9 protein-coding genes are annotated in these 15,579 nt (G+C 61.0%); 4 read left to right on the forward strand and 5 right to left on the reverse strand.

The window, feature by feature from the left end:
- Window positions 1-125 precede the first annotated feature (125 nt).
- The gene (locus FGZ14_RS11750) at window positions 126-1,652 is read right to left on the reverse strand and encodes an aldehyde dehydrogenase family protein (RefSeq protein ID WP_139924450.1); all 1,527 of its coding nucleotides are present in this window, start codon (window positions 1,650-1,652) and stop codon (window positions 126-128) included.
- Between the two features lie 157 nt (window positions 1,653-1,809).
- Here FGZ14_RS11750 and FGZ14_RS11755 point away from each other — a divergent pair, with 157 nt between their 5' ends.
- Complete coding sequence (locus FGZ14_RS11755) at window positions 1,810-2,760, forward strand: AraC family transcriptional regulator (protein WP_257883213.1); 951 nt, start codon at window positions 1,810-1,812, stop codon at window positions 2,758-2,760.
- Window positions 2,761-2,941: 181 nt separating this feature from the next.
- Window positions 2,942-4,186, forward strand: coding sequence for an MFS transporter (locus FGZ14_RS11760; protein ID WP_257883214.1), 1,245 nt, complete (start codon window positions 2,942-2,944; stop codon window positions 4,184-4,186).
- Between the two features lie 93 nt (window positions 4,187-4,279).
- Here the strand turns inward: FGZ14_RS11760 and FGZ14_RS11765 are convergent, their stop codons facing one another.
- The 3 genes from FGZ14_RS11765 to FGZ14_RS11775 form a co-directional block, all read right to left on the reverse strand.
- On the reverse strand, window positions 4,280-4,582 hold the full coding sequence (locus FGZ14_RS11765) for a hypothetical protein (protein ID WP_139924451.1): 303 nt from the start codon (window positions 4,580-4,582) through the stop codon (window positions 4,280-4,282).
- Between the two features lie 432 nt (window positions 4,583-5,014).
- On the reverse strand, window positions 5,015-11,941 hold the full coding sequence (locus FGZ14_RS11770; RefSeq protein WP_139924452.1) for an FG-GAP-like repeat-containing protein: 6,927 nt from the start codon (window positions 11,939-11,941) through the stop codon (window positions 5,015-5,017).
- 503 nt (window positions 11,942-12,444) lie between these two features.
- Window positions 12,445-12,645, reverse strand: a complete 201-nt coding sequence (locus FGZ14_RS11775; RefSeq protein WP_139924453.1) for a hypothetical protein — start codon at window positions 12,643-12,645, stop codon at window positions 12,445-12,447.
- Window positions 12,646-12,938: 293 nt separating this feature from the next.
- Between FGZ14_RS11775 and FGZ14_RS11780 the strand changes: the two genes are divergently transcribed.
- Together FGZ14_RS11780 and FGZ14_RS11785 are read left to right on the forward strand one after the other, a co-directional pair.
- Window positions 12,939-13,268 carry a hypothetical protein gene (locus tag FGZ14_RS11780; protein WP_139924454.1) on the forward strand — a complete coding sequence of 110 codons (330 nt, stop codon included), beginning with the start codon at window positions 12,939-12,941 and terminating at the stop codon, window positions 13,266-13,268.
- 261 nt (window positions 13,269-13,529) lie between these two features.
- A complete protein-coding gene (locus tag FGZ14_RS11785) occupies window positions 13,530-14,615 on the forward strand; it encodes an acyl-CoA desaturase (RefSeq protein ID WP_139924455.1) in 1,086 nt (361 codons plus the stop codon).
- Window positions 14,616-14,707: 92 nt separating this feature from the next.
- Here the strand turns inward: FGZ14_RS11785 and rfbD are convergent, their stop codons facing one another.
- The gene (rfbD, locus tag FGZ14_RS11790) at window positions 14,708-15,571 is read right to left on the reverse strand and encodes a dTDP-4-dehydrorhamnose reductase (RefSeq protein ID WP_139924456.1); all 864 of its coding nucleotides are present in this window, start codon (window positions 15,569-15,571) and stop codon (window positions 14,708-14,710) included.
- Window positions 15,572-15,579: the final 8 nt, after the last annotated feature.

Genomic DNA, 15,579 nt, shown 5'->3' on the forward strand with positions numbered 1-15,579 from the left:
TCTGCCCATTTTACTACTCACAGCTGCCATCCTACACAAAGCGAAGGACTTTATCCCGTTGAAAATTACTAATTCTGGCGTGATAAGCTCCCTCACTTTGCTCAGGATAACAGAAGGTTCTCCTCCTAGAAGAAACCCAGCTTCTGCTGGCTGTAGCTGATGAGCATGTTCTTGTTCTGGCGGTAGTGCGAGAGCATCATCTTGTGGTTTTCGCGCCCGAAGCCTGACGATTTGTAGCCACCAAACGGAGCGCCGGCGGGGTAATCGTGGTAGCAGTTTACCCACACGCGGCCGGCCTGAATGGCGCGGGGCACCTGGTATAGCTCGTGCGCGTCGCGGGTCCAGACGCCGGCTCCGAGGCCGTAGAGCGTGTCGTTGGCAATTTCAATGGCTTCCTCTACCGTCTTGAAGGTCGTCACGGACACTACTGGCCCAAAAATTTCCTCCTGGAAGATGCGCATCTTGTTGTGGCCCCGGAACATAGTAGGCTGAATGTAGTAGCCCTCGGCCAGGGCACCGTCTTCCTGCTGGTAGGCGTCGCCGCCGCAGAGCACTTCGGCCCCTTCGGCCTTCCCGATTTCCAGGTAGCTCAGGATTTTCTCGAACTGGTCGTTGCTGGCCTGGGCGCCCATCATGGTTTCCATGTCCAGGGGGTTGCCCAGCTTAATGGCCTTCACGCGGGCAATGACCCGCTCGATGAACTCATCGTAAATGTCTTCCTGCACCAGCATGCGCGAGGGGCAGGTGCAGATTTCTCCTTGGTTCAAGGCAAACATCACAGCACCTTCAATGGCCTTATCCAGGAAGTCGTCATCGGCATCCATAACGCTCTTGAAGAAGATGTTCGGCGACTTGCCGCCCAGCTCCATGGTCACGGGGATGATGTTTTCGGAGGCGTACTGCATAATCAGGCGACCCGTGGTGGTTTCGCCCGTGAACGATACCTTCTGAATGCGCGGCGACGAGGCCAACGGCTTGCCGGCTTCCAGCCCAAAACCATTCACCACGTTTACTACCCCGGCCGGCAGCACGTCCTGAATCAGCTCCATGAGTACCATAATGGAGGCGGGCGTTTGCTCGGCGGGCTTCATCACTACGCAGCAGCCGGCGGCCAGGGCTGGGGCCAGCTTCCAGGTAGCCATCAGCAGCGGGAAGTTCCAGGGAATAATCTGACCCACTACCCCCAGCGGCTCATGAATGTTCAGGGAAAGGGTCGTTTCGTTCAGCTCGGTAGCGGAGCCTTCCTCGGCCCGAATTACGCTGGCGAAGTAGCGGAAGTGGTCGATGCACAGAGGCAGGTCGGCGAGGGTGGTTTCCCGGACGGGCTTGCCATTTTCCACGCACTCCACGGCCGCCAGGTGGGGCAGGTTCTGCTCCATGATGTCGGCAATCTTCATCAGCAGGTTGCTGCGGGTGGTAGCCGAAGTGTGCTTCCAGGTTTTGAAAGCTTCGTGCGCCGCGTCGAGGGCCAGCTCAATATCTTCTTTGGAGCTGCGGGCCACCTTACAGAAAGCCTGCCCATCAATGGGCGAAATATTGTCGAAGTACTGCCCTTTAACAGGCGCTACCCATTTGCCGCCGATGAAGTTGTCGTAGTGCGACTTGAACTTGGGCCGGGCAACGAGGGTAGTGGGTCTTTCGAGGGTTTCCATGGCGGTAGAAATGTGGTGGGTTTTGGATAACCCAAGCTAGCTTTCTTTCCTACCTCAGCCGTTGCAGTATCCTCTCACAAAAGCGGCCTATCGTCGCAAGTTGCTGGCCTGCTAAGTAAGGACTCACTATATTGTATAGCCTCTCCGTTCTATCCGCATGAAAGTTTCCGTAACGCCCATGCCTACCCCCACGCACCTGCCCGCTCCCATTGCCCTGCACCAGCCCCACCAGCTGAGCACGCTGATTGAAAACCGCACGGTGTACTCGCTGGAGGCTTTTGAGCTGAACGTGTTTGAAACCCACCGCACCGCCCACCAGGTGCCCCTGAGCATGGGCCAGGTGGTACTGACGACCATGCTGCGGGGCAAGAAGGTAATGCACCTGCCCGGCCGCCCGGCCTTCGAGTACCTGCCCGGCGAGTCGGTGGTAGTGAGCGAGAAGGAAACCATGGTTATCGATTTTCCGGAGGCCAACGAGGAGCAGCCCACCCAGTGCCTGGCCGTGGCCATCCCCACGGAAACCATCCGGCAAACCGTGGATTTGCTGAACGAGCAGCAGCCCCGCGCCGAAGAGCACCTGCCCTGGCACCTCGACACCCTCGACCACGCCCACTTCCGGAACACGCCTGAGCTGACCGGCACCCTGGAGCGCCTCGTGCAGCTTTCCCGCGACACGGGCCGCATCAAGGATGTGCTGGCGGGCTTTACCATTCAGGAAATGCTGGTGCGCCTCATGCAAACCCAGGCCCGACAGCTCATCTTCCAGAACTATAAGCAGCATGCCACTTCCCACCGGTTTGCGGCCGTGGTGCAGTACATCAAGCAGCACCTGACGGAGCAGATTACCGTGGAAAAGCTCTCGGAGCTGGCCTGCATGAGCAAGGCTACCTTCTTCCGGGTGTTCAAGCGCGAACTGGGCCTGACGCCGGTGGAGTACATTATTCAGGAGCGGCTGGCCGAAGCCAAGCGCCTGCTGCGCAACCCGCTTACCTCTGTGGCTGAGGTGTGTTTCCGGGCCGGCTTCAATAACACGGCTTATTTCCAGAAGCTGTTCAAGCAGTACGAGGGCATGACTCCGGGGCTATATAAGCGGCAGTACGGCGCGTAAGCCGCACTACCTATGCACAGAGCTCAGATCTAAAGAGCTCAGAACTTAGTTTGCTCTGTTTCTTCCCTCTACGCTTTGTTGGCGGCACGCCGAAGCAGAGGCTACAACCTTCTGGGGCGAAAGTTGGTTATCTGAACCCACTGAGGCGGGTGCCACCCAGCGCCCGCCGTTTTTTTGCCCCATGACTGAAGTAGCAGCGGCTGGTTTTCAGCCCGTGACAGAGGACACGCGTCCTACCACTCCACAAGCACCCCTGGCCCCGGCCCTGGTCTGGCTAATGGCCATAACCTGCGGACTGGTAGTGGCCAATATTTATTACAACCAGCCTTTGCTGGCCGAAATTGGCCGCACGTTTGGCCTCTCGGAAAGCAACGTTAGCCTGGTGGCTACCATTACGCAGGTAGGCTACACGCTGGGGTTGTTGTGTGTAGTGCCCCTCGGTGACAAGCGCGAACGGAAAGGCCTGACCCTGATGCTGCTGTTGTGCGCGGGCGTGTGCATGGCAGGCGCCGCCGTGGCCCCCACGTTTGCCCTGCTGGCAGCGGCCAGTCTGCTGATTGGCATTTTTTCGGCCGTACCTCAACTCCTGATTCCCATGGCGGCCTCCCTGGCCAGCGACGAGGAGCGTGGCCGGGTGGTAGGCAAGGTAATGAGCGGCCTGCTGATTGGTATTCTGCTTTCGCGTACTATCAGTGGCTACGTGGGCGCCCATTTTGGCTGGCGTACCATGTTTTGGGCTGGGGCGGGGGTAATGGTGGTGCTCACGGGTATTCTGGCCCGGATGCTGCCCCGCAACCAGCCTCAGTTTGCCGGTAGCTACGGTAGTTTGCTCAGGTCCCTGGGCACCCTAACCCGGGAGCTGCCGGTGCTGCGCCGCTCGGCTCTGGTGGGTGCCTGCATGTTTGCCGGCTTCAGCGCGTTCTGGACTACCCTGGTGTTTTTCCTGGAAAGCCCGGCCTACCGCTACGGCTCCGACGTGGCGGGCTTGTTCGGGCTTATCGGGGCCAGCGGGGCGTTTGCGGCTTCCTTCGCCGGTAAGTCGGCCGATACGAAGGGAGCCGACTACGCCCTCAACCTCGGGATTCTGCTGTTTCTGGGGGCCTATGTGCTGCTGGGTTTCGGAGGCACTCATCTGCTGGGACTGATTGCGGGGGTGATAATTCTGGACATCGGGCAGCAGATGACCCACATTTCCAACCAGGCCCGCATCTTCACCCTGCGCCCCGAGGCCCGCAGCCGCCTCAACACCGTGTACATGACCACCTGCTTTGTCGGGGCTTCCGCGGGTTCCTTCGTGGGTGGCCTGGCCTGGGTGCGCTTTCAGTGGGCGGGCGTGTGCGGCGTAGGGCTGGCGTTTGTGGTTCTGGCTTACCTGGCAAACCGCTTTTACGGCCGGAGCGAGGGTAGCGCGGCCCTGGCGGGATAGCACGGGTTGGGGCTGTTAATAGTGAGTTCTTGCCCCACCACAGCTACGTAAGGCTATCAGGCAGCACCGAGACAGGTTAAGCCCACTGCTATTCTAGCGGGAATAATAGTAGCGCCAGACCCGGATCAGAGAACTGTCGGGGTCGGTGGTGCTGTCCCGCGCCACCAGCCGGGAAGCTGTTAAAGCGGTAATCAGTAAGGTATCAGAATACTCCGTTAATTTTCCGAGGTCCTGCCAGCTCCCATATCCGGCCCGCACTGCCGCCGAATCAACCAAGCGCTGAACAACCAGTTGGTTTCCCTGCCGGGTGTAGCGGTGCTTTTCCCGCACTCCTCCCGAGTAGCTCCAGCGCCCAGCCCGAACAGTCAGGTACGTTTTGGGGGGCATGGGTTCCATAAACCGATTCAGAAACTGTCGCTTCGAGTTATAGAAAGCAGCTCCCGCCGAATCGTAACGCCAAATCCCTTCCACCTGCGCTGGTTGCTGCGGCTGGGCTGCTGTTGCTGTGTCAGCCTCCAGCTGCTCACAACCTGCCACGGTCACCAGCAGCAAGCCTGAGCCGCATAAACAGAGCAGCTGCGCGTATGTAAGCCTCATAGCCGCAAGATAGCCGTCTGCTTTTAGCTAGGCAGACATTTTCAGGCTTATGAGCGGCGGGCGGCGGGCCAATACCCACCACCCGGCCCCAACAGCATCAGTCGGTTTAACCCTTCAAATAGAACAACCCCTAACGCACCTGAGCCACAACCCGGCGGCACGATATGCTGCTTGGTTGTGGCTCAGGGCAGGCGCCCCCGTGGCCTACGTGGTGTAGGTTGGGGGTATCTTTTATTCTATCATCAGATGCCCCACGGCCTGCGGGCTACCCTCCACGCTCAGCCGAACCAGGTATAGCCCAGCCGCCAAGCCAGGAATACGAATAGTGGTACGGCTGCCGGCCGGGGCAGCGGCCAGGGCCTGCGTGTGCATCACCTGGCCCAGGCTGTTTACCAGGCTAAGGGTACCCGGGCGCAGCAGCAGGCCCGCCGGCAGCTCCACGGTAACCTGTTGGTGAGCCGGATTAGGGTAGAGGGCAACCAGGGCTCCCAAAGGGTTGCCCGGTGTGGCGGCCAGGGGTACGCCGGGGCCGTTCAGGCGAAAGGCCAGCCCAGCACCGGGTGTGCTGTCGTCGCTAAGGTCCAGGTCGCCGTCCCCGTCCAGGTCGCCGAGGGCCATGGATCTGGGCGGGCTGTTCGTGGGCAGGGGCGTTACGGGGCTGAGCGTGCCCCGCCCATCGTTCAGGAACAGCCGGATAAACTGCTCCGGATTGCGGTAGTCCTGGCCCGAGGTGAAGGCATCTACGTCGCCGTCGGCATCCACGTCGCCCAGCTCCAGCACGTCGGCCACGGCGCCGGGGGTAGGCAGGGCGCGCCGGGCTCCCACGGTGAACCGGGCGGCGCTGTTGTTGCGCAGTACCGTCAGGCCCCAATGGTCGGCGCCGGGCAAGTCTTCATAATCTGTGATAACAGCGTCGAGGTTTCCGTCACGGTCCATATCAGCCAGCTTCAGGCCGGTAGGCACGGTGGGCAGGGGTAGGCTGGTAGTAGCCGTAAACTGGCCGTTGCCATCATTGAGCAGGATGCTCAGCACTCTTCTGGCCGGATCGGCATCGGATTCCCTGATGGTCACCAAGTCCAGGTCTCCATCGTTATCCAAATCGCCCAGGCGGAAGATGGTGAAGTACACGGCCAGCTGCTGCTGGGTGCCCGGGCTGAATACGCCCTGGCCATCGTTCAGCAACGCCGTGATGCTGCCCTGGTTGGGGTTGCCGGTTACGAGGTCCAGGTCACCGTCGGCGTCAACGTCGCCCACTTCCAGGGGAATTTCCCGGTAGGCTCCACCGCCAAACCCGAAGGAAGGCACGTTCTGGCTGCCGCTAAGGTTGCCGCGGCCATCATTCAGCCGGATAGCCACCAAACCAAAGTTGTAATAGGTAGCCACGTCCAGGTCCCCGTCTCCGTCGAAGTCGCCGAGTTGTAGGGCAGGGTTGGCACTGACTACCGGGTTCGGGGTGTACAGGGGGGTAGCAAACGTGCCATTACCCTGATTGAGCGCAACGCCCAGCTGGTTGTAGCCGCTGTTCGTTACCACATCCAGGTCCCCGTCGCCGTCCATGTCGCCCAGGCGCAGGGCGTTGACCGAAAGCTTGAGCGGCAGGTTGGCAGGGCCGGCGAACGTGCCACGGCCCGGGCCGCTGGTCGCCGCCCGAAACTGAAATACCCGCTTCATCATTTGGCCGCCTTCTGCTCCCAGCAAAGTAGGGGGCAGACTGACGCTGACTTGCTCGCCGGGGGCGAAGGGCCGGGCTGGCACAAAGCGCAGCGCCGCCGTGCCGCCCCCGGTCAGTGTGCCCGTGCGCTGGCCCTGGCGCTGGTTGCCGAACACGCGCAGGCTGCCGGCCGAAGCCGCCGAAATAGCCCGCGAAAACGACACCTCGATGGGGCTGGTGGCAGGTACGTGCGAGGCGTTCGGGCCCGGCGCCCAGGTAGTAGCTACCGGCGCGGCCAGCACCGTGAACGGACTGGTGCTGGTACCCGTCCCGCTTGGTGAGGTCAGGCGGATAGTGGCTGTGGCGGCGCCTTCGGGCACTACGGCCGTGACTTCCGTAGCCGACACCACCGTGAACGAGGCCGCTGCTACTGTCCCGAAGCTGACGCCGGTGGCCCCCGTGAAATAGCTACCCCGCAGGGTAACTACCAGGCCCGGGCCGCCGGCCGTGGGGCTGAAGGAGGCAATGGCTGGCGCGGGCAGCACGAAGGGCGCGGCACTCACGGCTGTGCCATAGGGAGTAGTTATTTTGATTACGCCCGAGGTAGCCGCGGCCGGCACGGTAGCCGTTATCTGGGTAGCCGAAACCACAGTAAAGCTGACCCCTACCCCGTTAAAGGTTACCTGGCTGGTTCCGGTGAAGAACCGTCCGGTAAGCGTAACCAGCGTCCCGGCCTCGCCGGTGGTGGGCGTGAAGCTGCTGATAACCGGAGCCGGCAGCGAGTTCAGAAATACTTTTATGAACCCGCTGTTCAGCTGATCATCCACGGAAACCAGGTCCAGGTCCCCGTCGGCGTCAATGTCGCCGAGGGCCATTTCCCAGGGAGCTGAGCCGACGGGAACTTCCTGGGCCGCTGAAAATACGCCTTGTCCGTCGTTGAGACGTACGCTGGTGGTTTTGCCGGTTGCGTTGCTGGTAAGCAGGTCCAGGTCGCCATCGGCATCAATATCCCCCAGGAGTACTGCTTCGGGCTGGCGGCCTACCGCTACGGTCTGGATGGCGCTAAACTCGCCCCGCCCGTTGTTGAGGCCAATGGAAACGCCTTTATCCAGGTAATCTTCGGTAGAAGCTACCAGGTCCAGGTCGCCGTCGTTGTCCACGTCGCCGAGGGTTACGCTCTGGGGCCGGCCGCTCACCGGCACGTTCTGCGTGCCCGAGAAAAAGCCCAGCCCGTTGTTGAGGCGCACACTCAACACGTTGGGCCGGTCGGTGTAGGAATCAGAGCCATTGGCTACCACTAAATCCAGGTCGCCGTCGTTGTCCACATCGCCCAGCACCAGGCTTTTGGGCTGAGTGCCCACCGCCACCGCGTGCTTGCCCGAGAAGCGGGCCTGTCCGTTGTTGAGGCGTACATATACACTGTCGCTGCTGTAGTTGGCCAGCACAATATCCAGGTCGCCGTCGTTGTCCACGTCACCAGTATTCACCGAGTAAAGGCGGCCGGGCACCGGAATAGACGGGGCCGCCGTGAAGTTTCCAGTGCCGTCGTTTAGCTGAATAGCCACTTCACCGACGGTACCGCCCCAGCTGCAGTGACAAAGCGAAATTACTATGTCCAGGTCCTGGTCGTTGTCCATATCGGCCAGCTTTATCTGTCCCGGACCTGTGGGCATGATTATTTCCTGGGAGCCGCTAAAGAAGCCTTGGCCGTTGTTGCGCCGGATGCTGATGGTTTCGCTGCGGGCGTTGCTGCTCACCAGGTCCAGGTCCCCATCATTGTCCACGTCGCCTAACGCTACGCCCAGGGGCAGCTGGCCTACTTCTACTGGAGGCGCCGCCACAAAATTACCGGTGCCCGAGCCGCTGGTAGCCGCCCGAAACTGATACACCTGCTGCACCGCACTTCCGGCAGCTCCCTGCAGCGTATTGGGCACTACCACCGTTACCTCTTCGCCGGGAGCAAAGGGCTGGCTGGGCGCGAAGGACACTGTAGGGGTACCGGCCCCGGTCAGGCTGCCGCTCCGTAAGCCCTGACGCTGGTTGCCAAAAACCCGCAGGTCGGTGGCCGTTTGCATGGGCTGCGCGAAGGTGAGGGCCACCGGGCCAGCCACGGGGGCCGTATGGCTGTTGCGGGCCGGGCTCAGACTGGTAACCGCTACGGGCTGCGTAATTGTGAAAGCCTGCTCGGAAGCGCCCGTACCAGCCGGCGACACAACCGTGACAGGGCCCGTAGTAGCAGCCGCCGGAACCCGCACGGTTATTTGCGTGGCCGAGTTGATGACATAATAAGAGGCGGCCTGCCCATTGAAACGCACCTCCCGGACGCCCACCAGATTGCGGCCCGTCAGGAGCACCAGGCTGCCCACCGGGCCCCGGCCCGGACTAACCTGGCTTATCACGGGCGCGGGGGTAGGCTGGTTGAAGCGCACACTCACGCTGTTCCCATAAGTGTTGGCCGTAAGCAGGTCCAAGTCGCCATCGTTATCCAGGTCGCCCAGGGCAATCTGGTAGGCAGCGTCGTTGGGCGTTATAATGGCGCTGGGAGCAGGGGCAAAACCGCCGTGGCCATCGTTGAGGCGCACACTGACGGTATTGAGGCCGGTAAGCTGCTGCTGGTAGTTCGGAACCACCAGGTCCAGGTCCCCGTCGGCATCCACGTCGGCCAGCTCCAGGGCGGTAGGGTCCGGACCAACCGGCACGGCCTGCAGGTTCCCGAACTGCCCGTGGCCGTCGTTATACTGAACATGCACACGACCAGCCGCCCGGTGCACGGTGATCAGGTCCACGTCCTGGTCACCGTCGAGGTCGGCCAGGGCTACGGCCGTAGCACCAATTCCTACCGCCACGGCCGGGCCCGGCGTGAACCTGCCTCGCCCATCGTTCAGCCCGACTTTGACAAATTTGCTGGTGGAGCCGTGGGTGGTTACTACGTCCAGGTCACCGTCGTTGTCCACGTCGGCGAGGGCCAGGCCCACGGCGTCGTCCAGGCCCGCATAGGCGCCGGTCGTGAAGGTGGCGTTGCCGTTGTTGAAAAGAATGTTCGGGCCAGGCCCACTGTCGGCGCTCAAGATATCTGCATCACCGTCCGCGTCAATATCCCCCACGGCCAGAAACTCGCCTCCCACCAGCGTGGTGGTGCCCGAGAAGTTGCCGCGCCCATCATTCAGGCGCAGGCTGATTTTACCAATGCTGCTGCTGACCAGCAAATCCAGGTCACCGTCGGCGTCCAGGTCGCTGAGCAGAGCCTGTTCAGAGAAGATATCAGTCGGAATTTCCCGACTCGCCGGGAAGTTGCCGGTGCCGTCGTTGAGGCGCAGCATGACAGTGGTACCGCTGCTTTTAGTGACTATCATATCCAGGTCGCCGTCGTTATCCACGTCGCCTACCGTCACGTCCCGGCATTCGCCTCCTACCCCAATGTTTTGTGTACCTGTGAAATTAGCCTGCCCCGACACGCCCGTAACGGCCGTCCGAAACTGGAAGACGTGGGGCGTTACGCCCCCGTTCGGCCCTTCCACCGTTGCCGGCACCGACACGCTTATTACCTCGCCGGGCGCATACCTTTGGGCAGGGCTGAAGGTGAGGGTAGCACTACCTCCGCCCGTAACGGTGCCCGCCTGCCTACCCCCCAGCAGGGAGCCAAACACGCGCACGTTATCGGCTGAGGCCGCCGTCATGGGCTCCGAAAAAGTAATCTGCGCCGTCGTGCTGCGGTCGGCAGCTACGGTGTTGCGGGCGGGCGCCACGGTAGTTACCACGGGCGGCACTTGCACCACATAGCTGGCGGCCGAGGTGGTAGTACCAAGGGGGGTAGTAACCGTCAGGGGGCCCGAGGTGGCGCCGGCCGGTACGGTCACCGTCAGGCGTATGTCCGAATCAACAGTGAAGTCAGGAGCAGGAATGCCGTTGAAGCGCACCTGGGTAGCGGCCCACAACCCGGCCCCCGTCAGGACCACCGTTGTGCCCACCCGGCCGCCGGAGGGGTTAAAGCTGCTAATGGAAGGCGGGCGCGAAACACCATTCAGCCGGACACTTACCGTACCCGCGTCTTCATTGCTGGCCAGCAGGTCCAGGTCACCGTCGGCATCCACGTCGGCCAGGGCCAGGCCCGTCGGCTTGAGGCCCAAGGCTACCGGCACCACGGCCGTAAAGGCGGCGCTGCCATTATTCAGAAATACGGTTGCCGTTTTCTTACCGGCGGCCACCAGGTCGGTGTCGCCGTCGGCATCAATATCGCCCAGCACCAGAGCCCGGCCGGCTTCGGGCAGCGGCAGCGCCAGCGTGCCCGTGAAGGTGCCTGCTCCCGTGTTCAGGCGCACGCTCACCGATGAATCTTCGTCGTTAATCGTGGCGAAATCCAGGCTGCCGTTGCCATCCAGGTCGGCCAGCACCACGTCTTCCGGTCCAGCGCCCACGCCTACCGTGGTAGCGCCGCTGAAGGTGCCGTTACCCGAATTCAGCCGTACGCTCACGGTGTTGTCATCGGCATTGGCCGTGAGCAGGTCCAGGTCGCCGTCGTTGTCGATGTCGCCCAGGACTACCTTTTGGGGTAGGGCACCCACGGCTACCGTGCCGGAGCCCGAAAATGCACCCGCGCCATTGTTGAGCCGGACGCTCACGGAGTTGCTACCCGCGTTGGCGGCTACAAAGTCCAGGTCGCCATCCGCGTCCAAGTCACCGAGGGCCACGCTGGAAGGACGCACGCCGACTACCCTGCTCTGGGCCCCGAGTACGGTACCCAGAAACTCTCCTTTGCCATTGTTGGTGCAAATGCTCACACTGCCAGCACCTCCGCCCTGTCCGGCGTCCTGCGCGTCGGTTACCAACATATCCAGGTCACCATCCCCATCCACATCGCCCAGGGCCACGCTGGTGGGGTGGCCGCCCACGATGGTGTTATAAGGCGCCAGAGTGTACGTGCCGTCGCCATTGTTGAAGCCCACGGCTGCCCGGAACAGGTAGTCGTGAACCGTCACAAAATCCAGGTCCCCGTCCCCATCCACATCGCCCACCGCAATATTGGTGGGCCAAGTGCCCACTACTACCTCGGAGCCCCCCGTGAAGGAGCCCTGCCCGGTGCCACCCGCGGCGGCCGTAAACTCCAGCACCTGCTTAATGGCTCCGCTGCCTGTAGCACTTTGCAGGGAGGCAGGCACCGAAACCCGTACTTGTTCACCGGGTGCAAAGGGTTGGCTGGGGCTGAACGTGAGGGTAGCCGTGCCGCCGCCCGCCACGGTGCCCGCCCGCCTACCCTGCCGCTGGGCGCCAAACACCCGCAGGTTGTTGGCGGTAGCGGCGGTAATGGGCTGCGAAAACTGCAGTGTAACCCCAACCGACGCCTCCAAAACGGCCGTATGGCGCGCCGGAATAGTGCCGGTTACCACAGGCGCCTGCGCGTTACCAGTGGCCGATACCAGCAGCGCTCCGCAGGTCAGGCCGAATGGTGCGCGGGAAAGAAAACGAGCCAGGAAATACCCAAAAGCAAAAGAAGGGGTAGAGTTCTGCAAATTCAAAACAATTAATTGTACTATAGCTTGAATAAACTCAATTTATTCCCCTAAATGTAAGTGCCTTCGGGAGTTATATTTCTTCTCCAACGGAAATTCACCGTTGAGCTTTATTGCGCCCCATCCCTATGCCCGCTCCACCCTGCAACACGCTGCTTTTCCTGCATACCAATCTATCGGTAGCCGCCTCAGGAAGGCCATTTGAGACGTTCTTAAACTTCTCAGCTATTGATGCCCCATGTTTAACAACCCAGGACTGTAAGGGCGGCTAATAGTGCATTCTGCCGGGAAAGCGGCCTTGCCCCTCGCGGCGGAAAGAACTGTTACGCTACTCGCCACAAAGCCCAGCAGGGCCAGGCACTCTAAAGAAAGAGGCTGGCTATTGCATTTCCGGGGTATTATGTTGGAAACAGTAGTGCAGAAACGCCGGTAGTTAGCGAGGAAGCCGCATACTATGAAATAGCGCAAAGCCCGGCGGGAAGCTGGTCAGCGGCGCATTTCCTTCAGGGTTGGGAAGGTGCCTCCCGCAGGGCACACACGTCTTCCCAGCTAAGCTCCCCATCAATATACCGGCGGTAGAGCTGCGCAACGTAGCCGGTGGCCTTTTTGTACAAATCGGGCCGCACGGCCTGCATCTGCGCCAGCACATAGGCCCGCTGCTGAGGCGTTTGTGCGGCTGGGCCATATTTCGGATCAGTCTTCATGAGCAGGCCATCTAGGACGGCAAGATGCTGAATTACAGGCCCGATGTCCAGGAAAATTCGAGGCCTTTTGTGACACCCGTTCCGCGCCCGACGCAGGGGTAACGCCGATGCCTGCGGAAGGCCACCTGCTGGTAGAGAGAATATGGCAGCAGGCCGATAATTCCGGGGCATTGAAAGATACTACCCAGTTGCGGCCAGGCAAGCTTCAGGCCGTGGCATCAGGCTTGCGAAGGGTTCGTCAGGCACCCAGTGCCACCTACTAACCCTTTCACTCGCAACAAATTCCTTCTACCATGAAAGCCTCCATCTTCTCCCTTGTTGCTGCCCTGGGCCTGCTGGCCAGCTCTGCTTCCTTCGCCGCCTCAGCCGCTGCCGCTGATCCGTACAAAGCCCGCAAGGAAGCCATCCGCTACGACCGTAAAGCCGAGGTAGAGCGTGCCCGCCGGGAGGCCGCCTACCGCAAAGCCGAGCTGGAACGCCAGCGCCGCCTGGCCGCCGAGCGTCAGCGCCTGGAACAGCAGCGCCGCCTGGAGCAGCAGCGCGCTCAGGAGCGGGCCCGCTGGCAGTCCCAGCAGCGCCACGACGACCACAGCCACGGCCGCGACTATGGCTACCGCCACTAGCCCCCCTTTCCCTACCTTCTTGTGACTACCAAAGCCCCGGCCTGCCCGCCGGGGCTTTGCGTTGGAGATGGCTGCAGACCAGAAAAGCTGGCTTATGAACTAGCCCCAGGATTTCAACACAGAACCACCTATAAGCTGGACAATTCCTAGAAAACTGCCTGTCCAGGAGCTTTCCGTGCGGGATGCGGGTTAGAAGAGGTAGATTTCGTTTTCTTTTCAGGCCAAGGCAGTGTGTATTGCTTTCGCGTACTACTGCTTTCAATGACCAAGCCCCTCAAGTTTACCAACGCCAACCGCTCTACTTTTTTCGCCACAGTGCGCGAGCGGGTAGATGTTTACTTTCAGAGCCAGCAGCTTTCCCGCCACGCCAACGGCGCTATGTGGGCCAAAACCATCTTCTTCCTGGTGGCCTTCGTAGGGTTATACTCCCTGATTATGTCGGGGCAGTTTGGGCCCTGGGCCATGATGGGGCTGGCGGGCATGTTGGGCGCGTGTTGCGCTTTTATCGGGTTCAATATCTGCCACGATGCCCTGCACGGCGCCTTTTCGGCCAACAAGCGGGTGAACAAGGCGTTCAGCCTTCTCTTCAATCTGATTGGTGCCAACCCCTACGTCTGGACCATCACGCACAACATCGTGCACCATACCTACACCAACATTCCCGGCCACGATGAGGACATTGAGGTAGCGCCGGGTTTGGTGCGGCTATCGGCGGAGGAGCCGGTGCGGCCGTGGCAGCGCTTTCAGCATCTGTATGCTTTTCCGCTGTACGGGCTGGCCTCCCTCTCGTGGGTGGTACGCAAGGACTATATCAAGTTCTTCAAGTCGAAGATCGGTCAGCACCCAACCGCTAATCATCCGCGCAAGGAGTACGTCAACCTCTTTGCCTACAAGGCCCTGTACTACGCCCTGTTCATTGTGGCGCCGCTAGTAGTGCTTGACATTACCTGGTGGCAGTTTCTGATTGGCTTTCTGACTTTGCACCTGGTGGAAGGTCTGGTGCTGGGGCTGGTGTTTCAGCTGGCACACGTAGTGGAGGGCACGGCCTTCCCTACCCCTGATGAAACCGGCGACATGCAGGAAGCCTGGGCGGTGCACCAGCTGCGCACCACGGCCAACTTTGCCCCGCGCAGCGCGGTAGCCAGCTTTCTGTGCGGCGGCCTGAACCGGCAGATTGAGCACCATTTGTTTCCGCGTGTCTGCCACATTCACTACCCTGCTTTAGCCGGCATTATCCGGCAAACGGCCCAGGAGTTTGAGCTACCCTACCTCGAAAACCCATCGTTTCTGGCCGCGCTTCGCTCCCACTACCGCATGCTGCATCAGCTGGGCCGGGCGGCCGCGTAGCCAAGCGTTTTCGCTGAACGCCTACCCCTTTCTATACACCAAAGCCCCGGCAGTATTGCCGGGGCTTTGGTGTATAGAAAGGGGTAGGGCTTTTAAGCCTCCAGTCGGCTTAGGCACACCTTCAGGCTTTCGCGCCAGTGCGGAATAGCCACGCCCAGCTGGGTTTTGGCCTTCGATTTATCCATGACCGAAAAGGCGGGCCGGGTAGCTTTGGTGGGGTATTCGGCGGTGCGGATGGGTAGGGTGCGGGTAGGCAGGCCGCTCAGCTCGAAGACGGCCACTGCGAAATCGTACCAGGAGGTTAGGCCCTCGTTGCTGTAGTGGTAAATGCCGTACTGCTGGTTCTGCTGCTCGATGATGGTGAGGATGCAGCCGGCCAGGTCGATGGCGTAGGTGGGGGTACCCACCTGGTCCCAAATCACCTTCATTTCCTCCCGCTCCCGGCCAAACTTCAGCATGGTTTTCACGAAGTTGCCGGCGTACTCCGAGTACAGCCAGCTGGTGCGCAGGATGAAGTATTGGCTAGTGAGGGCCGGAATTACCTGCTCGCCTTCCAGCTTGGTGAGGCCGTACACGCTAATAGGCGCGGCTTCGTCGGTTTCCAGCAGGGGGGTGTTGCCCGTGCCGGCAAACACGAAATCGGTGGAAATGTGGATGAGCGTGGCGTTGTGCTCCCCGCAGAGGCGGGCCAGGTTTTCGGCACCGTCGCGGTTTACTTTGCGGGCGATTTCTACTTCATCCTCGGCCTTATCCACGGCGGTGTAGGCGGCGCAGTTAATCACGTAAGCCGGCTGGTACTGCTGAAAAACAGCCTGCAGCGCTTCTACATTCAGAATGTTGGCTTGCTCCTCGGGCAGGAACACTATGCTGGTTAGGTTACGCTCCCTGGAAACGTGTTGCAGGCATTGGCCCAGTTGCCCGGAGGCCCCGAAAACGAGAGTAGTGGTCGTGCTCATAAGTAACA

Origin of the sequence: Hymenobacter sp. DG01, assembly GCF_006352025.1 — a bacterium.
In the GTDB taxonomy this organism is placed as follows: Bacteria; Bacteroidota; Bacteroidia; order Cytophagales; family Hymenobacteraceae; genus Hymenobacter.

Excerpts from the sequence above, each read along its gene's own strand:
- FGZ14_RS11775 (WP_139924453.1), bottom strand. The coding sequence starts at position 12,645 with ATGAAGACTGATCCGAAATATGGCCCAGCCGCACAAACGCCTCAGCAG.
- FGZ14_RS11785 (WP_139924455.1), top strand. The coding sequence starts at position 13,530 with ATGACCAAGCCCCTCAAGTTTACCAACGCCAACCGCTCTACTTTTTTC.
- FGZ14_RS11755 (WP_257883213.1), top strand. The coding sequence starts at position 1,810 with ATGAAAGTTTCCGTAACGCCCATGCCTACCCCCACGCACCTGCCCGCT.
- FGZ14_RS11780 (WP_139924454.1), top strand. The coding sequence starts at position 12,939 with ATGAAAGCCTCCATCTTCTCCCTTGTTGCTGCCCTGGGCCTGCTGGCC.
- FGZ14_RS11750 (WP_139924450.1), bottom strand. The coding sequence starts at position 1,652 with ATGGAAACCCTCGAAAGACCCACTACCCTCGTTGCCCGGCCCAAGTTC.
- FGZ14_RS11760 (WP_257883214.1), top strand. The coding sequence starts at position 2,942 with ATGACTGAAGTAGCAGCGGCTGGTTTTCAGCCCGTGACAGAGGACACG.
- rfbD (WP_139924456.1), bottom strand. The coding sequence starts at position 15,571 with ATGAGCACGACCACTACTCTCGTTTTCGGGGCCTCCGGGCAACTGGGC.
- FGZ14_RS11765 (WP_139924451.1), bottom strand. The coding sequence starts at position 4,582 with ATGGAACCCATGCCCCCCAAAACGTACCTGACTGTTCGGGCTGGGCGC.